This window comes from Lachnospira intestinalis (assembly GCF_040095895.1).
Lineage (GTDB): Bacteria > Bacillota > Clostridia > Lachnospirales > Lachnospiraceae > Lachnospira > Lachnospira intestinalis.
Genome location: NZ_JBBMFS010000009.1, coordinates 89,196 through 108,191, shown reverse-complemented (window position 1 = coordinate 108,191; position 18,996 = coordinate 89,196). Strand labels below are relative to the sequence as shown.

The window sequence follows — 18,996 nt, the reverse complement described above, 5'->3', positions numbered from 1 at the left end:
TTCCTTTCTGTTTTACATTTCTGTGTTACATTTTATCTGAGTCCCTTTGCACTCTTTTTTCCACTTTTATCTTCTATACAATAATGGGAATTATCTTTATATTTTAACAGATTGATATGCATGGCTGTTCCTTCGCCCTCCACACTTTCTGCCCAGATTTTTCCCTTGTGGTCTTCAATAATTTTTTTAACAATGGCAAGTCCGATACCACTTCCGCCCTGCCTGCTGTTTCTTGATGAATCCGTTCTGTAAAAACGTTCAAAAATACGCGGCAGTTCTCTTGCCCCAATGCCTTTTCCGTTGTCTGCCAGCAGAATGTGTACATAATCACCCTCGTCATAAACGGCAATTGTAATTTTTTCTTTCCGGCTTTCGTCGCGGTATTTTACGGAGTTGCTGACAATATTGTTGATGACACGCTTTAACTGTTCCGCATCTGCAACGATAAACACATCATCCCCCGCATAACAACGGTAATCCAGATCAATGCCCTGCGCTTCTAAGTCAATCTTAATCTCCTCACAGCAGTCATCAAAATATCCCTTAATCGGAATCTTTGCAAAGGAATACGGCACACGATTGGTATCTAACTTGGAATAAATCGTCAGCTCATCAATCAGCTTGTCCATATCATTGACCTTATTGGCAATTGTACGCAGATACTTTTCCTGCTTCTGCGGTGTATCCGCAATACCGTCCTGAATCCCTTCCACATAACCTTTAATCGCCGTCAGCGGTGTCTTTAAATCATGTGAAATATTGCGGATCAGCTCTTTTTCTTCCATATCGGAACGAATCTTGTCTTCGGACGACTGCTTTAAAATGACACGCATTTCCTCAAAATCACGGCACACATCACCGATTTCATTTTTCGGGACATTCGGCATTTCAAAATCAAAATTACCCGCCTGTATATTATGTGTCGCCAGCTTCAGCTTATTAAGCGGTGTCACAACGGAACGGTATATCCACAGATTCAGTATCAGGCTTGTAATCACCAGTATCAGAAAAACTGCCGCAAACAGTTCGATTGCAAACATTTTCAGCTGCGGTACAATCTGATTTAATGATGTCAGAATGGATACACTGTATTCATTGCCCTGACTGTCGGAAAAATTAATCTGCTTTACCAGTGTCTGGTAGTCGCCGCCCTTATAAAGTGCCACATCACAAATGTTCTCATCTTCATCATATGCCGGAAGCAGCTCATCAATATTTTTTTCTTTAAGCACCTCTGACTGATATGTATAGACCCCGTTTTTACGGACAACCAGCTCTGAGAGCTTCTCTGACAGTCTGTAATCAATATGCTCCAGATAGCTTTCATCGTTAAACTTTTCCGGATTTTCCTCTGCAATTTCACGGATATCGTCATAAATATTTTCCGTAATCTTTCCCATCAGCTCCATCGGCGAGTAAAAATCAATCAGAAATGTCTGACTGTCTATCTCATAGGTCTGGTACATATTCTGTGCATGGATTTTATACATGCCGCAGATAACCAGTCCGCACAGAACCATCGGAAGAATACTCATAATGCAAAAAGTTAATATTAATTTATTTTTCAGTTTCATTGTCATCTTCATTTCTGCGCACGCCCTACGTCTATTTTAGCTATATTCTGCAGCCTATATGATTCCGGTCCGCATAATGAATTTGTGTTCTGTGCGCACGGACACAAAATGCGTGTGTGAAATAGATAAATACCAAATTTATCATATCACAAATTGTCTTATTTTTATCAAAACAAACAATAAATTTTATTAAATATTAGTAATAAAAGTAAAAAGGCTGGTACACACCCACGTTTCCGCATCAGTGTATACCAGTTTTCATCAGCCGATTTTTAATTTAAATTTCTGTACATCTCTTTCTGAATCGACACGTTCAATTAAAGCACCAAGACTTCTTAACTTTCCTTCAAAATCTTCGTACCCTCTCTGAATATATTCAATGTCCTCAATTTCGGAAATGCCTTCCGCTGCAAGTGCTGCAAGTACAAGTGCCGCACCCGCACGTAAATCCGGTGCTGCAAGCTGTGCGCCTGTAAATCCGGATACACCTTCGATATAAGCGGTGTTACCCTCTACCTTAATCTTGCTGCCCATGCGGTTTAATTCGTCTACATATTTAAAACGGTTTTCAAAAATGCTTTCCGTTACCATGCTTGAACCGTTGGCAAGTGCAAGAACAACTGCCATCTGTGGCTGCATATCCGTTGGAAATCCCGGATACGGGAGTGTCTTTACATTGGTAGATTTTAATTCTTCACTGCCAATAACACGTACGCTGTCATCACCTTCAATGACCTGACATCCGATTTCAAGCAGCTTTGCAGATAAAGATTCCAGATGTTTTGGAATGACATCTCTTACCGTAATATCACCTTTGGTTGCTGCTGCCGCAAACATAAATGTTCCCGCTTCAATCTGATCCGGAATAATCGAATACGTCGTACCGTGCAGACGGGAAACGCCTTTAATACGGATAACGTCTGTTCCGGCCCCTTTGATATTCGCGCCCATTGCATTTAAGAAGTTCGCTACATCTACGATATGCGGCTCTTTTGCTGCATTTTCAAGAATCGTATCGCCTTCTGCCATGCAGGAAGCTAACATCAGGTTAATTGTTGCGCCGACTGTCACGACATCAAAATAAATGTGGCTGCCCACAAGCTTTTCTGCCTTTGTATGAATCTTTCCGTAGGAAATATCCACTTCCGCACCCAAAGCCTTAAAGCCCTTGATGTGCTGGTCAATCGGACGGCTTCCGATATTACATCCGCCCGGAAGAGCCACCTGGGATTCCTTGTACTTTCCAAGCAGTGCGCCCAGTAAATAATATGACGCCCTGATTTTCTTAATATATTCGTAATCTACATTAATATCACTGATAGAACCACTGTTAATCTGAACGGAATTATTGTATACATAAGTAACCTTTGCACCAATCCCCTCAATTGCCTGTAAAAGTACACGAATATCCCGTACATTCGGCACGTTTTCTATCGTTACCGTTTCATCTGTCATAATCGCAGCAGCGAGAATGCCGAGTGCTGCATTCTTTGCTCCACCTATGGAAACTTCTCCTTGAAGGCGTACTCCACCCTTAATCACATACTGTTCCATTGTTATGCACCTCTATCTTATCTATATCAACTTCATTATTATTTTCAACATATTCTGTTAAATTATAACATAAACATCACATTTGTAAAGAGTACAGCCAAAAAAACCTTGCGAAAATAGCTTTGTTTTGCAAAGGCGCATTTACAGTATATGCTTTATCTGATACATAAGAACTATCTTTTACTGAATAAAGCGCAGTGGATTTACGGTGCTGCCGTTTATCCACAGCTCAAAATACAGACACGGTTCATCGCAGTTTCCGGTACTGCCGCTGTTGGCAATCAGCTGTCCTGCTGTCACATTCTGCCCTTTTACCACACCAATTGCATCAAGGTGTCCATATCTTGTTACGGAGCCGTCTTTATGTGTAATGTCAATACAATATCCGTAATCTGCATACCATCCGGTACGTGTCACCGTACCCTCTGCCGCCGCATAAACAGATGTCCGCTCTTTTGCAAGCCAGATGACACCGTTATTTACATTTCCGCCAAACTGTCCGGAAACCGGTAACCCATACGCACTGTCTGACTGCGTACCCACTGAAATCACCTGTGGCTGCGATTCTGTCTGGACTTTTTCATCTATAATCTTCGTATCTGTCCGTCTTCCATTAATATAGGAAACCTCTGCCGTAACCTTTCTGGTTCCTGTGCTTCCTTCTTCCTCTATCGTATTCTTACCCTTCTGTGCTTCCTCATCCTGTATATACTGCGGTGTTGCACGATACGCCTCATCATATGTTTCACGCTTTGTCATCACAACAGACAGCAGGGTTTCCGGTACAGAAAGTGTTATCATCTCACCCTCTGCAAGCACCGAATCCGTATCCAGCTGCGTATTCCATTCGTAAATCTGTTCTTTATCAATTCTGTAATCGGAAGCGACGGATTCAACGGTTTCTCCCGCCTTTACTTCATATAACACACGGTTTTCTGATGATTTTGTCACTGCTTCGTAAGCCGTGTCCACATTGACAATCCCGGTCTTTGCAAGAAGCACTTCGCTGACAGTTACATTCTGCGCAAAATCAATGGATGTAATCCCGTCATGCACGACCGTTCCGTCTTCCTGTGTCGTGGATGCCTGTCCGCTTAGTACCGCAGATACGATGTCTTTGCTGGCATCCGTCTGGGTCTTTTCAAAGCTGACGGTATAATCTCCGCTGCTGCCTGTGGCATTTAACTGCACCGTATACTCTTTTTGGGTGTCATACTGCTGTTCCACACGGGAAAGCAGCGTATACACATCATCCAGACTTGCAAGTGTAACCGTTGCATCGTCCATTCTGACCATATAGGCAATCTGTGAATTCACATCTGTTATACTGGAAAATAATGCACTATAGATACTGTCTGAGAGTTCTTCCTCACTCATGCGTTCCGCCGTAAGATGGCTCTCTTTAATTACCGTATACTCCGGCTCCATATATACAACATCAGGATAAATGCCGGAAAGCCGTCCTCTTGCATCTGCAAGCGCTTTTGCCGCATCTGCGCGGGAATTGGCAGCCCCGACTTCTGTTCCGTTTACTTCTATACGGTAATACGCTACCTGATTATTTAAAAGATTCTTTTCTACAAACGGTATTGCAAATAAGCATACCATACTGGCAACAAACATTGCTGTCAGCAACATCAGTCTCATTCTTTTCCCATATTTGGTAAAATGTGACATGACTCTCTCCATTTCTGCCGTGTGACGGCATTTCTATCATAATCTATAACATAATCCATAAACTGTGTAGTTTACTGTTTTGTAACACTTTTGTAATATTTGTCATGTTACCATATCCGGAGCAATTTGTAAAGAGCGGGCATCTTTGATGTCCGCCCCTTTAAGCCTGTAGTGTTATTCTTCTTTTTTACGCGAATCAAAGTAGACAAACGCATCTATTTTTTCAAGAATATCCGCGAAAATTTCCCGCGGCGCAGCTTCAATGTATTTCGTCAGGATTTCATTTTCCTGCTTTTTATAACGACCGTAGAAAATGTCGTACAGGTTGTGACCGCGCACGTAAATCCGGATATTTTCAATGTTATCCACAATGTCCTGACGGGACTGTATCTTTATCCCCGTTTTTTTTAACATAGCTTTCACACTTGTTAATTTATAGAGATATTCCTGATATTTACTCCACAAAATGTCGTAAAACGCATCGACACTTTTTACAACACCAATCTGCGCCATGACTTCCGGAAACAGAAAATAATTCTCAAACGAATAATATTTTAAAATCAGCACATTTTTCTCCGTAACCCGTGGAAGATTGCCTTTATCTTCATGTGACCGGTCGCCGTAATATTTGCAAAGCTGCTGTCCTAACTGCATCCTGTTTTTGCCGTCGCTGTCCCGGATCATCATAAAACTGTCCTTTAAATAAACGGAATTAATGTATTTTAAATTGGCATACGTCTTGATATTCGTGCAGCTGTTGGTGGAAATAATCGCAATGCGCTTGAGCTGTCCGGACTCATCATAGACCTCGGAATAATATTTTTTAAGCAGCAGCGGCAGGCGGCTCTTATCCTGCTTACCCTCAACAATAAAGACAAAGCTCACATTCATCAAGTCATTTGCCGTGTAACCCAGATCATTTAAAATGGCATCCAAGTCGGTGTCTTCACGTACACACGTATTGTACCTGCTGTCGGAATACACCTGACGGATCTGTCCCGATGTAAAGTTAAACAGCATTTCCGGCTCGTGCGTGGAAAATATAACCTGATTCTTTTTGGACAGCCGATAAAGGATTTCACTCGCAACCTTTTTTAACTGCGGGTGCAGATAAATTTCCGGTGTATCTACCATAATAATATACGGTGCTGTGTTTTTTGTATCCACATAGGTCTGAAGCAGGGATAAAATGTAAATGCTTTTTAAGCCTTCACCGAGCGCATCCAGTCCGCCCTCTTTTTTGCTGCCGCGCATACGCACAACGGTATCAATTTTAAACAGTTCGTCCGCATCAAATTTAATCTCATAATGAATTTCATGGGACTGCCCGCCGTTGCGGCTGAAATAGTAGTTTAAACGCTCTGACAACCGGTTTAAATTACACGTAAATAATTTGTACTGCAACAGGCGGCTCGTTTCCATCAGTGTCAGCTGTTCCGGCGTTTTTTTCTGGATTACGCCGATACATTCAAAGCACTGGTGGCATTTGCGTTTTTCATCAAAAATGCACCGGTCGTCCCGCAGTGCCTGCAGTCCGGTATCCTGCTGTAATAAAATCAAATCCTGACTGATATCTTCTTTGTCACGGTACTGGTCCACGAAATAGATTTTCGGAAAAATACTTTTGATATAACGGTTGTTTTTAAAATAACCGTCTTTATAGCGTACGATGCCGTTTCTGCCGTAAATGTATTCAAATTCAAGCGTGCCGCCATCCTCCGTTTCCTGATAGGACGGCAGCTTTTTACAAAAATTTTCTTTCCACAGTGAGAACTGCTTGAAATTACCGACAATGCCGTTCTGATGCAGATACTCTAAATCTTCATCTGTAATCAGAAGCTGTATGCCGATGGTAATATTGCCGTCCCGGTGGTGAAAATCCGCTTCGGATATGGCATAATCGCCGGATACCGCGCGGATTGCATCAAGCATGACAGATTTTCCGGCATTGTTTCTTCCGACTAAAATAAGTACGTCTTCAATATCGCGGATTACCAGTTCCTCTACGGATTTAAAATTTTTAATGGACAACTGTGTAATTTTCAACGAAAATGCCCCCTTTTTGTCTTACTTTTTTCCTTTTTCTTTTCGGGTATGTTTACCGCTTCTGCCTTTCGCTTTTACACCTTTTTTTGTGCTGCTTTTAGACTTGTGTTTCGGGTTGTTTCCGGCAATGCTTTGGGGTTTGTTTTTTGCTACGGAGTATCCGAATGTGCCAATCTTTTTACCCAGTGTAAAATATTCACCGTGGGAATATGTCACTAAATCTGCCGCATTTAAGTCAAATCTGCCTTTTTCATCCATGTAATCATCATCAACCCGCACCGCCACGACTTCTGCCAGAAACATATCGTGTGTGCCCAGTTCAAGCACCTGTGTCACACGGCACTCTATATTGACCGGACTTTCCGCAATGCCCGGTGCTTTTACCTTTTCTGACGGCTGCGGTGTCAGGTGCATTTCCTGAAACTTATCAACATCCCTGCCGGAACGCACACCACAGTAATCGGTTGCACGGCATAACTGCTTTGTCGTCAGATTTACAACAAATTCTTTTGTTTCCTTTATAATGTCATAGGAATATCGGTTTTTCCTTACGGAAATTGAAAGCATTGCCGGATCTGAACAGATTGTTCCTGCCCATGCCACGGTAATAATATTCGGTTTTCCGCCCTCGCGCTGGCAGCTCACCATCACTGCCGGTACGGGATATAACATATTTCCCGGTTTCCACGTCTGTTTTGCCATTTTTAAATGTCCTTTCTGATTTTTGTATTCGGTTTCTGTGTTATATTTGCATTCTTTTATGGATACACTATCTTATGATGTCATCATCAAACCTTTGTATATGCCGTATTCCGGCGGATTGGAGTTTTATGAATACTGTCACCCAGAAACTTACGCGCTTAAAAATATTTACCGCAATTTCTTTTATCCTTACTGCGGCGCTTGGCACTGCCTGTCACTTTGCCTTTGATTTTTTCGGTCAGAGCCGTCTGATTGCCCCTTTTGTTCCTGTCAATGAGTCTACATGGGAACATTTAAAGCTATTGTTTTTTCCGTTTCTTTTACTGCTTGTAATCGGCTGTTTTGCCGGTATTGCAGGCGGCAATGCACCTATTTCCAACCGCAGTCTGAAAAAAATGTTTTTATCCTGCTACTGGGACGGCGCGGCATTTGGCGAACTCTGCGGCATGGCAGCCGTTGTCGTCTTATTTTACGGCATCAACGGTATTTTAGGCTTTAATCTGGACTGGGTAAACATCGCTATTTATTTTATTGCTGTTTTATACGCCCACTATACCTTTTACCGGTATGCGTGTCTTCCATATTATAATACATTTTCCTACCACAAACCGCATCGTCCGGTTCCGCTGATTCTGCCTGTTTTTGTACTGATATTTGTGACATTTTTATTCATGCTTTTTACCTTTTATCCACCGCACATCGGTCTTTTTTCCGACCCGCAAAATGGCAGCTACGGTCTGTCCGCCAGTCTTTTTACCAGATACTCATATCCTTCCAGAATGACGGCACTGTGGTCAGAAGCCAGCAGGGTCGTGTGTTCCATCGTATAGGTTTTATTTTCAAGTACCGCACCCGGACTCCACTCTACACGGACCTGGGATTCCGTGCGGACTGCCAGTTCCTTATTTTCAAGGCATAACCGATGCGTCGCGCAGACTGTACCGTCTGCGTTGTTTTTTCTTGAAATTTCGGTATCTTTTATTGTAAACCAGCCTGCATTTTTAGCATCATCGCCAGCTTTTTCATGCAGAAGTCCCTCCGGCACCAGCGCAATATAGGCAGTTGTGATAATCCGCGTACGCGGGTCCCTGTCATATGCACCATATGTTTTTAACTGTTCAAAGTTTAAATGCTCAATTCCTGTTTCTTCCTGTAATTCTCTTGCTGCCGCCGTTTCGAGATTTTCCCTGTACTCCACAAATCCGCCCGGCAGCGCCCACCATCCGATGCTTGGGTGGTTTCCCCGCTGAATCAGCAGTACTTTGGTCACTTTCTTTTCGGATTCATTGTAGGCAAATACCGCCATATCTACGGTATTGCACGGATTCTGGTATTTATGCGGGTCATATTTTTCCAAAAATGTGACTAAATCTTCTCCGGCTGCGTTTTTTTCTCCCGTTCCCATAAATGCTTTTACAGCTTTTTCTTTATCTAAATACATATTTCTCTCCATTTCTGCCGCCTTGTGCAAGCACGGCACTTCTTTCCGCTTTTAACCGGCACGGCTCATTGCTTACGCACATTTTACCACAAATGGGGGTTGTATTAAATCCCTGTGGTTACAATTGTTTTTATTTTCTGTCTTTTTTGAGTTTTTATTAAATTTTTATTTTTTTTAGTTCTATTTTATGCTACTTGTACATCTTATTTATTTATGCTACAATGCAATTATAAGAATTCGTGGAACATCATAGAAAAGATTACATATTTTCCGCCTTTCCAAGGGGGTTTTATGCCTTTTAAAGTTGTGTCGTCCCACGATGATATTACCGCAAATGCGGAGGAATGGAGGATTTTATGATTGGAAATGTAATCGTTGGTCAGTCTGGTGGTCCAACATCAGTAATTAACTCAAGTCTGGTAGGTGTATACAAAACTGCACGTGACAGAGGGGCAAAAAAAGTATACGGTATGCTTCACGGCATCAAGGGGCTGCTGGACGGACAGTATGTTGACCTTTCTGAAAAGATTAAGACTGATATTGACATCGATTTGTTAAAGAGAACCCCATCTTCTTATCTGGGTTCCTGTCGTTACAAACTGCCGGAGGTAAATGAAGATAAAGCTGTATATGAAAAAATCTTTAAGACACTTGAAGATTTGGAAGTAAAATACTTCTTCTACATCGGTGGTAACGATTCCATGGATACTATTAAGAAGCTTTCCGATTATGCAAATCTTGTAAACAGTGACATTAAATTTATGGGTGTTCCAAAAACTATCGATAATGACCTCGCTGTTACTGACCACACACCGGGTTACGGTAGTGCTGCCAAGTATATTGCAGCAACGATGAAAGAAATTATCCGTGACGGTCTTGTTTATGATTATCCGACAATCACAATTGTTGAAATCATGGGACGTAATGCCGGATGGCTGACTGCTGCTGCTGCTCTTGCGAAGGGTGAAGACTGTGAAGGCGTAGATATGATTTACCTTCCTGAAAAGGTATTTGATATTGACAAGTTCATGGCAAGAGTAAAATCTTTAAGCGAACAGGGTCGTTCTATGGTTATTGCGATTTCAGAAGGTATTAAGGTTGCTGACGGCAGATACGTATTTGAACTTTCTGACCACGTAGAATTTGTCGATGCATTCGGACACAAGCAGTTAGCAGGTTCTGCAAAGTTCCTTGCAAACAAGATTGGTTCTGAACTCGGCATCAAGACAAGAGCAATTGAACTTTCTACCATGCAGCGTTGTGCCGCACACATGACTTCCCGTACGGATATCACAGAGGCCTTCAACGTAGGTGGTGCAGCTGTAAAGGCAGCTTTTGAGGGTGCTACAGGACAGGTTGTTGTCTTAAAGAGAATTTCTGATGACCCATATATGTGCATTACAGAAACACATGATGTTCATGATATTGCCAATGTGGAAAAGAAGATTCCGTTAGAATGGATTACAGATGACGACTATGTTACAGATGATCTGATTCACTATATCAGACCACTCATTCAGGCTGAACTTTCACCAATTATGGTTGACGGTCTTCCAAGACATTTAAATGTCAATTTCTAAAACTGAATAACATTTTAGGTGAAATCCCCGGAAACCCGTGTCGCGGCTGACCGGGGATTTTTATTTTTAAATTTTTCCAATATAATAATTTTTTATTCTTCCCCTTGTCATTCTCCCGATTATCCATTACAATCACTGTATCTTAAAAATATGAACATACACGGACAGCCGCTTCTTTTAACGGACTGCCGGCTGTTTTTTGAAGAATGGAGATTTAAAAATGAAATTTGTAATACAGCGTGTCAATCACGCAAGTGTCACCGTTGACGGTCAAACGGTCGGTTCTATCGGTAAAGGACTGCTGATTTTATTCGGCGCCGGAAAAGGAGATACTGAAGAAATGCTGCCAAAGTTTGTGGATAAAATCACAAAGCTGCGGATTTTCTCTGATGGAAATGACAAAATCAATCTTTCCCTTTTGGACGTAGGTGGCGAACTGCTTGTCGTAAGCCAGTTTACACTTTACGCCGACTGCCGCAAGGGAAACCGTCCAAGCTTTTTTGATGCCCTTGAACCGGACCGTGCCGATGCTTTATACGAGAAATTTGTTGCATTGTGCCGCGAAAAAGTCACCAAAGTAGAAACCGGAAGCTTCGGTGCACATATGCGTGTTGACCTTGAAAATGACGGTCCGTTTACCGTTGTCTTAGACAGCCGTGATTTTTTCAAAGAATCCTCAAATGAAAGGCGGGAAAATTAAGATGTTCCGATTATGGTGTAAATTATTTGATGACAGCAATCATCTGCTCAAGGATATGGTGGTGGAAAATGATGATGCGGCCACAAACCGTACCCGAAAAATTTTTGACGGTATCCACAGTGCCTGCTATGCCTTTGATTTAAGCGAGCCTATCTGGCTGGATTCCAATGTTGCGGAGTTTAAACGTCATTCCAAAGTCCGTTTCTATCAGGATAATTTTATTGACAGCATTGACTTTTCTTATATGGAAATTCAGGTGATTGAAGAAGACTAATACAAAAGACTATTCTTGCAATAATTTTTTTTAATAAATACAGTTCCAATACACATTTATTTTTGTAAATGTGTATTGGAACTTTTTAGACTGTAACAAAAATATCTGTGTATCAGCGTTTTGTCTGATTCATCGACCGTGCCAGCTTCTCAACTGTTTCTTCTGGCAGTTCTGCCAAGTCTGCTACCGATTGAATGTCATTGCCAAGTGCAAGCAGTTTTTTTGCAATCTGGATTTTGGTCTGTTCTTCTCCCTCACGCCGTCCTTCCGCGCGTCCCCGGTTTAAGATGTCTTTTGCTTCATAGTTTAATACTTTTCCGCCCATTTGCTGACTCACTCCCTTCGCTACTTTTTCGTACTTTGCCGCTAAATGCTCTATTACTTTGCGTGACATTGCAAGAATTACAACTTTCGGATACTCCGTTAAATCACCCATCTGGCAGGCAATTTCAAGCCGTTCACGGATTGCGGCATATTCTTCCTCCAGCTGTTTTAACTTTTTCTTATTTTCTTCGAGTTCTTTAAAATCCTTTTCATACACAAAGATATGAAACGGTATCAGAAAGAACAGTTTTTTCTCAAACAGTTCATGAATCGTATAGCGTTTTACTTTTAATACCGGCACGATATAGGATACCTTTCCGCCCGGAGTTAAGACTTTAACCGTCATGTGTTCCGGGGTGTTTTGGGTATGCCGGAGGGATACAATCGCTGAATCTGGGAATTGTACTGTCAAAATATTTGATGTAAACTCTCTGTTTTCTAATGCAAGCTGTGTATCGTACTCAAACATTCGCACAATCATGGTGCCGTCCTCCGTACTCTGACATTCAATGTGATACCGTTTGCGCTGTGATGTGTTACAGCTGGCAGAACCGCCGTAAACCTGATTTTTCAGTGGCTGTGCTGTCGGTGCTGTTTCTTCACTGATGATTTCAAAGCTGGAATCTGTAATCCGTTCCTGCTCACTGCCGTCCGGCATCTTGATAAAATGCTCGTTTTGAAGCAGGCAGATAGTTTCTTTTCCGGTATATTTTGTATGAAAAATTTCATTCACAACCGGAATCATTAACTCCGTACAGTCGGTTAAAAGTGTACGGAATACGTCATCGTATGGTGTATTATCCATGCATTCTTCCTTTCTTTTATTATACTGGACTTGTGGGATTGTCGACAAGCATTTCAATGGATTTTCTAAAATTTTTTCAAGTCTTTTGGGATTTCAAACCAGTTATAAATGGGGTCTGAACGAATATAGAACAACATTTCAGAATCCGCAGTAAATTCCAAAAAAAATGATAAAAATACAGACGAAATCTAAAAAACTTAGATTTCAACAATTAATCAGATTTCAAACACGTAATAATTGATATAAAACCGTGCTTAATTTGAGTTTTAGAATATATTCTATTAATAAAATAACATATCTTTATTTTATTTGCAATAGTATTTAAAACTTTTTTAAGTTAAAAACAAAGTGTATTAGGTTCTGCCTGATGATCATAACCTACACACTTTGTTTTATATACATTCATTCTTATAGTATTAAATTGAGTGCCATTAAATTATACAAATATTCAAATAGACTAATTAATTTCTTTCATATATTCTTTGACAACCATCATCGTCTGTTACCTTTAACTTATCCCCTGATAATTCATAACTAGAAACATCATCACCTATTTTAAGCCTTCCATTCTCAGCTATCCATTTTTCTGAATACCCGTTCTCTATAGCAGAACCATCGCTAAACAACTCAAGCTTATCATATCCAACACTATACATATACTTTGCATTTTCGCATTTTATCACTGGCATTTCTACCAATGTCCATTTACCTAATAAATTATCTTTGGAATTGCTATCTACTTCTTTTTTTCCACACGCACTTAAACATACTAAAACTAAAATTAACACAGTTATTAATATTTTTTTCTTTTTCATTGATTATTCCTCACTTTCATTATTATGTAAATTCATATAATATATTTTTTCATTTGCCACCTTACAAACCAATTTTTACCTTTTTGTTACAACCGTATTCCTATAAAAAGCCTGTTCACCTATTTCAACATTATTGGAAATAATAATTTCTTTTAACTGCTTACACAATGCAAAGGCAAAATCATCTATTTTTTCTAACTGCTCACTATTCTCTATTTTTTCTAGATTTTGACACCCCATAAATGCAGAATGACCTATTTTTTTTACATTGCTTGGTATATATATTTCCTTCAGTTCATTGCAATTAAAAAATGCATCTGTTGTGATTTCATCCATTCCATTTGACCAGTATACATTTTCAACATCTGAATACATAAAAGCCCCTGGATACATTTCTGATATATTATCATCTATTGCTATCGTTTTAATATCCAAAGATATATTATTTTCTCTTAAATAATCTTTCCAATCTTTTATCACGCCCCCTTTACCTTTTATAACAAATATATTATCTTTATAATACCAATTAGCATATGCTCCACATTTTCCTTTATATTCAGCATTTTCTTCATTTATAGAATTCATTATTTCATTCTTTTTATTTTGCCATTCTTGCTGTCGCTTATCTGTTTCACTTAACTCTGTAGTTGTTTCTTCATTATTTATAACATTCCTTTCATTGCAAGCCGATAAAGAAAACAATGCCAAAAATATACACCACATCAAAAGTATTTTTTTCATAGCAATTCTCCTCTATAATTTGAACAATTCTATTATTTTAGATTTATTTTCTTTGAAATTATACATATATATTTTTCCATCTTTAATATCGATGTAATTTCCCTTAAAGAAGTTATCTTTTACAAACGACTGATTTGTACTTGTCATAGTAATTCCAATATCTTTTTTATTTTTTACATCGTATACTTTATATCCCTCATGATCTTCATACAATATTACATCTTCATACAATTCTTTCTTATATCTAATTTCAGTACTCTGTAGTTCCTTAATCCATTCACCATTTTTATTTATTATTCCATAATACTTCTTTCCAGAAGGATTGTTTATAACAATATCGCAATAACCACATTCATCAAAGACATACTCTCCTAATTTCTTTTCAGCACTAATACCTGAATACTTATCAGAGCTTTCCACATCAAATTCTGACAAATCAATAATTGTATTTCCATCTAAATCATAAAATTTCTTATCTGTATAATTATAATAAACTCCATTGCTATATGTACAATCTAACGTTTTAGATGTACTACCAAGTACCTGATTACCATGTACATCTAATATTCCATTACCGTCTACACTTCTATATGACATATAACCATTTATATAACTACTATGAGCTTGATATGTATCTTTAAACACCTCTTTGGTTTTTATGTTTACAAAGTATGAATATGGCATATCTTTTAAATAAACTATACCATCACCAATATAGTCCACTTTTAATGTTGATGATTTAAAATATTTTACATCTATTTTATTACTTTTCAGACTTTCATCATCGGTACTAACTGAATATTGAATATCACCTTTTACATCTTTGAACACTAATTTTGCAACACTTGAAGTAGGATTTTCTTCAAATATAGTTGCTAATATCATAGGACTTTTATCAACCAAATATATATTATAAAATTTATCATTTGAATTTATATATTTATAAGATATATCATTTCCAGTCACATCTGTAATTTTGTAATATGAGTTTTGTTTTGCACTATTAATATATTGTTTTGCATATATTGTATAAAAAAACTCTGTTGGGCAACTATCACCATTATACTCGTTTAAAATCTGTCCATTTTCATCAAACAAATATACTTTATCATCAGAAACTCCTAAAAAACGCTCATCACAATCTCCTGTGTATTTCACACTTTTTAATTTAACATCAACTATATTATTTATTTCTGTAGATTGATTTTCTTTTTGATCTGATACATTAACCATCTCGCTTTTATTTTCAATGTCATTTGTTTTATGTGAGCATCCTGCTAATAATAATAAGGCAATTCCAATTATTAATACATATTTTCTCATAATCATTCTCTCCTATTCTTTAAGTACATGCACATTTTTTTGCCCTTGTAGTTTATTAAATAATATCATAAATGCCTATACAATTCAAGTATCATTATATTATATAGGTAGGTGCACTATGGATTACTATAAAATTGGTCAACGCATTAGGAAATTTCGCAAAGCAAACAACTTATCACAAGAACAACTTGCTGAAAAAATCGGAATATCTGTCACTCATCTAAGCCATATTGAAACCGGAAACACAAAACTCAGTCTGCAGGTGCTTGTAAATATTGCTGATTGTTTATCCGTTCAAACAGACGAATTACTATATGATACAAACATCAAAAATTCCTATTTAAAAGAAGAAATCCTTGATATTATAAGTAATTGTTCAACTCAGGATTTTTACATACTCAGAGATATTATTAAAGCTGCTAAATATTCCTTAGACAAATATAAAAATCAGAATTCAAATTCATAGATTAAAGATATAGCAATTTCCCCCTTCTAGGTAGATAAGTGAAATAATAAAAACTTGTCATCTAGACGGGAGCATATTTCAAGTGTAAGAGTCTATGATTTGACGTTTCTTATCAGCAAACAAGCATTGATACAATTAAATATGAAAAGAACAAACTTGATGCCTTACATAACAATCACGAAAAAAGAACGTCATTTAACCCTCTTGCTGAGATAGAATGACTTCAGGCTAAATTAAATTAGAAAAATCGAAATACCAAAATAAGAGTATCTAGGGTTGGAATGTGTATTGATAATAGTTCACTAGAAGATTTCTTGCAAATCATAGAATTTATTTACAAGTAGCACAAAAACTGCCAACAGATTATTTCTGTTGGCAGGAAAATTTTATATTTTTCAATTGTCTACTTGACGAGAAAGCGGTTCTCCCATTCAGGGCAGACAGCCTTTTATTATTATCCAACGACATTCCGGGCTTTGCCTTCCGTAAATGCCTTAATATTTTCATAGACCTCATCCATCAGTCTTGTACGGGCTTCTACGGTTGCCCAGGCAATGTGTGGCGTTACAATGAGTTTTGTACTGTCTTTTACGGAATTGAGCGGATTGTCTGCTTCAACCGGTTCTTTTGTCAGCACATCCAGTCCTGCTGCCGCAATCTGATTTTCATTCAAAGCGGCTACCAGATCCGCATCATTTACAATCGGACCACGTCCGACATTAATTAAAATGGCGCTGTTTTTCATCTTCTCAAATGCCGCCTTATTCATCAGATTTTCCGTATTCTGATTCAGCGGTGCATGAATGGATAAAATGTCTGACTGCGCTAAAATTTCATCAAATTCAACACGCTCATACGGTACATCATAAGTATGTCCGCTTGCTGAATAATAAATCACCTTGCAGCCAAAGCTTTCTGCGATTTTTGCCACACCCCTGCCGATAGCACCGAGTCCGATAATGCCCCATGTCTTGCCTGCAAGTTCATGAAATTTTGCATCAAAATGCGTAAAACACGGACTGTTAATATATGCACCGGATTTTACATAGTTATCATAATAGCTCAACTTTTCAAGCAGATAGAAACACAGCGCAAAGGTATGCTGAATGACAGACTGTGTGGAATATCCCGCAACATTGGCAACCGTTATGCCATGTGCCTTTGCATAGGCAAGGTCAATGTTGTTATAGCCTGTGGCGGTTTCTGCAATCATTTTTACCGCCGGTGCACCGGATAATACCGCTTCGTCAATCACAACTTTATTGGTAATAATGACTTCCGGATTGTGTTCTGTAATCCGCTGTTTTGCTTCTTCCCTGCTGCTTTGCGGATATGTAATCACTTCGCCGAGTTCCTTTAACTTATCCAGTGAAATGTCATCTCCCAAAGTAATTGAATCCAGTATCAGTATCTTCATTGTCAAAACTCCTTTCGTCTGTTTGTACAGTTCTTTTATTAATCAAATTATAACATTTGATGTTGTTTTTTCAAGAAAAATGTCCTTTTGCCGCACAGATTTTATCATATCTTCTGTTCATTTTCATAAACTCACTGGCAGCTTTCCCTTTTAATTTTGCAGCCATCACTTTTCCCGCTTCACTGCGCACGGCGCCACTGTTTTCCAGATAATCCACGAGTTCCACAACCGTATCCTTTAAATAGCCGTCCACATCTGCCATACAGTCCATAAAATGCAGGGACACACAGCACATCGCCGCGACCGCCGCACAGATATAGACTTCATCTGTATTTCCCTTAAAAAGAACCGCCGAAAATATTCCCAGTAAAGCAATCCCATATTTGACCATTCCCGCAATCCGCTGCCATGCTTTCATGCGCAGTCCACAAATTTTCTCATTTTCGATAATCTTTTCCACAAAAACTTCGGTGTTATTCACCGCAATCTCCAGCTTACAGCAGTCATCATACTTGTCGACTGCCTTGCGGATCACCGGCACTTTTCTTGTTCCGCTGCGGATATCCTGTATCATCTCATAGCAATTTTTAAATAAAAACAGCCAGATAGCCATCCCCGCCATAAACACCACTGCCATCAACACTACTATTATTTTCATACTTCCCCCATTTCTGAACAACTTGTTGCAAACAAGCTTTCATTTAAGGCTTGTTTACACTCCTTTCCCATAAGCCATACTGCCTTTCAATTACGTAACATAATAATATCGCAGAAATGCTAAATTGAAAAGCATTTCTGCGATAAATCGTTCGTCAAATATCGGGGACATTCGTCTTATTTTAAGCTTTTGCGACTAGGCAATGCGGGAAACAAGTTCCTTTAATAAAAGAACAGAGTTGTGGATTGCCTGTTTTTCAAATGTCGGATAATCCATGGTCGCGCTGTCATCTGCCTTATCGGAAATTGCACGTAAGATGACAAACGGCACACCGTTTAAATATGCAGCCTGTGCAATCGCTGCGCCCTCCATTTCCGTGCAGTAACCGTCAAAATTGGCACTAATTCTTTCCTTTATCGCCTTGTCTGAAATAAACTGATCGCCGCTGACAACTCTGCCCACATGCACGCCAATCTGCGGCACAACCTTTGCACAGCTTTCCTTTGCCAGCTCAATCAGTTTTGCATCGGCCTTAAATGAGAGCGTATCCATTCTCGGAATCTGACCGGGTGCATAGCCAAAGCCTGTTGCATCCATATCGTGATGCAGTACATCATCCGAAATAACAATGTCTGCAATGTTAATTTCATTTTTTAAAGAACCGGCAATGCCTGTATTAATCACATAATCCACGCCGAAATCGTCCACTAAAATCTGTGTGCAGACCGCCGCATTGACCTTACCGATACCACTTCTTACAATAACAACATCTTTTCCGGCAAGCTTTCCGGCTTTAAATGTCATCTGCGCCTTTGTTTCCTCGCGTTCAATGTCCATGACTGCTACAATCTGTTCCACTTCTTCATCCATTGCTCCGATAATTCCTATCATAATATTCT

Annotated in this window: 18 protein-coding genes; 5 read left to right on the top strand and 13 right to left on the bottom strand. The window is 39.2% G+C overall.

Going from position 1 to position 18,996, the window contains the following annotated elements:
• Positions 1 to 32 precede the first annotated feature (32 nt).
• The 5 genes from WMO37_RS10975 to WMO37_RS10955 form a co-directional block, all read right to left on the bottom strand.
• Complete coding sequence (locus WMO37_RS10975; RefSeq protein ID WP_349155032.1) at positions 33 to 1,580, bottom strand: sensor histidine kinase; 1,548 nt, start codon at positions 1,578 to 1,580, stop codon at positions 33 to 35.
• A 255-nt stretch (positions 1,581 to 1,835) separates the two neighbouring features.
• Positions 1,836 to 3,128 carry a UDP-N-acetylglucosamine 1-carboxyvinyltransferase gene (gene murA / locus WMO37_RS10970; protein ID WP_349155031.1) on the bottom strand — a complete coding sequence of 431 codons (1,293 nt, stop codon included), beginning with the start codon at positions 3,126 to 3,128 and terminating at the stop codon, positions 1,836 to 1,838.
• Between the two features lie 180 nt (positions 3,129 to 3,308).
• Positions 3,309 to 4,805, bottom strand: a complete 1,497-nt coding sequence (locus tag WMO37_RS10965) for a M23 family metallopeptidase (protein WP_227091010.1) — start codon at positions 4,803 to 4,805, stop codon at positions 3,309 to 3,311.
• 174 nt (positions 4,806 to 4,979) lie between these two features.
• Positions 4,980 to 6,851, bottom strand: a complete 1,872-nt coding sequence (locus WMO37_RS10960; RefSeq protein ID WP_227091008.1) for an ATP-dependent nuclease — start codon at positions 6,849 to 6,851, stop codon at positions 4,980 to 4,982.
• A gap of 21 nt (positions 6,852 to 6,872) precedes the next feature.
• Positions 6,873 to 7,553 (bottom strand): flavin reductase family protein, encoded by a 681-nt coding sequence (locus WMO37_RS10955; protein WP_227091007.1) that lies wholly within the window; start codon positions 7,551 to 7,553, stop codon positions 6,873 to 6,875.
• A 128-nt stretch (positions 7,554 to 7,681) separates the two neighbouring features.
• On the opposite strand from WMO37_RS10955, the gene WMO37_RS10950 reads away from it, so the two are divergent.
• Positions 7,682 to 8,383 (top strand): DUF6512 family protein, encoded by a 702-nt coding sequence (locus WMO37_RS10950; RefSeq protein WP_349155030.1) that lies wholly within the window; start codon positions 7,682 to 7,684, stop codon positions 8,381 to 8,383.
• Here WMO37_RS10950 and WMO37_RS10945 read toward each other — a convergent pair.
• Positions 8,284 to 8,994, bottom strand: a complete 711-nt coding sequence (locus WMO37_RS10945) for an NUDIX domain-containing protein (RefSeq protein ID WP_022432385.1) — start codon at positions 8,992 to 8,994, stop codon at positions 8,284 to 8,286. The genes WMO37_RS10950 and WMO37_RS10945 overlap by 100 nt on opposite strands.
• Before the next feature lie 356 nt (positions 8,995 to 9,350).
• Between WMO37_RS10945 and WMO37_RS10940 the strand changes: the two genes are divergently transcribed.
• From WMO37_RS10940 to WMO37_RS10930, 3 genes are all read left to right on the top strand, one after another.
• A complete protein-coding gene (locus tag WMO37_RS10940; RefSeq protein ID WP_022432386.1) occupies positions 9,351 to 10,574 on the top strand; it encodes a 6-phosphofructokinase in 1,224 nt (407 codons plus the stop codon).
• 220 nt (positions 10,575 to 10,794) lie between these two features.
• Positions 10,795 to 11,274: a D-aminoacyl-tRNA deacylase gene (gene dtd, locus WMO37_RS10935; RefSeq protein WP_349155029.1), complete on the top strand. Its 480-nt coding sequence runs from the start codon at positions 10,795 to 10,797 to the stop codon at positions 11,272 to 11,274.
• Position 11,275: 1 nt separating this feature from the next.
• Positions 11,276 to 11,548, top strand: coding sequence for a hypothetical protein (locus WMO37_RS10930; protein WP_022432388.1), 273 nt, complete (start codon positions 11,276 to 11,278; stop codon positions 11,546 to 11,548).
• Between the two features lie 112 nt (positions 11,549 to 11,660).
• Here the strand turns inward: WMO37_RS10930 and WMO37_RS10925 are convergent, their stop codons facing one another.
• From WMO37_RS10925 to WMO37_RS10910, 4 genes are all read right to left on the bottom strand, one after another.
• A complete protein-coding gene (locus tag WMO37_RS10925) occupies positions 11,661 to 12,677 on the bottom strand; it encodes an RpnC/YadD family protein (RefSeq protein WP_349155028.1) in 1,017 nt (338 codons plus the stop codon).
• Positions 12,678 to 13,138: 461 nt separating this feature from the next.
• On the bottom strand, positions 13,139 to 13,492 hold the full coding sequence (locus tag WMO37_RS10920; RefSeq protein WP_349155027.1) for a hypothetical protein: 354 nt from the start codon (positions 13,490 to 13,492) through the stop codon (positions 13,139 to 13,141).
• A 75-nt stretch (positions 13,493 to 13,567) separates the two neighbouring features.
• A complete protein-coding gene (locus tag WMO37_RS10915) occupies positions 13,568 to 14,233 on the bottom strand; it encodes a leucine-rich repeat domain-containing protein (protein WP_349155026.1) in 666 nt (221 codons plus the stop codon).
• Positions 14,234 to 14,245: 12 nt separating this feature from the next.
• Positions 14,246 to 15,556 carry a hypothetical protein gene (locus WMO37_RS10910; protein WP_349155025.1) on the bottom strand — a complete coding sequence of 437 codons (1,311 nt, stop codon included), beginning with the start codon at positions 15,554 to 15,556 and terminating at the stop codon, positions 14,246 to 14,248.
• Between the two features lie 118 nt (positions 15,557 to 15,674).
• Between WMO37_RS10910 and WMO37_RS10905 the strand changes: the two genes are divergently transcribed.
• Positions 15,675 to 16,022, top strand: a complete 348-nt coding sequence (locus WMO37_RS10905) for a helix-turn-helix domain-containing protein (protein ID WP_349155024.1) — start codon at positions 15,675 to 15,677, stop codon at positions 16,020 to 16,022.
• Positions 16,023 to 16,476: 454 nt separating this feature from the next.
• Here WMO37_RS10905 and WMO37_RS10900 read toward each other — a convergent pair whose 3' ends face one another.
• From WMO37_RS10900 to WMO37_RS10890, 3 genes are all read right to left on the bottom strand, one after another.
• Positions 16,477 to 17,439 (bottom strand): D-2-hydroxyacid dehydrogenase, encoded by a 963-nt coding sequence (locus WMO37_RS10900; protein WP_349155023.1) that lies wholly within the window; start codon positions 17,437 to 17,439, stop codon positions 16,477 to 16,479.
• A 70-nt stretch (positions 17,440 to 17,509) separates the two neighbouring features.
• A complete protein-coding gene (locus tag WMO37_RS10895; protein ID WP_022432391.1) occupies positions 17,510 to 18,097 on the bottom strand; it encodes a hypothetical protein in 588 nt (195 codons plus the stop codon).
• A gap of 195 nt (positions 18,098 to 18,292) precedes the next feature.
• A complete protein-coding gene (locus WMO37_RS10890; protein WP_349155022.1) occupies positions 18,293 to 18,988 on the bottom strand; it encodes a 5'-methylthioadenosine/adenosylhomocysteine nucleosidase in 696 nt (231 codons plus the stop codon).
• Positions 18,989 to 18,996: the final 8 nt, after the last annotated feature.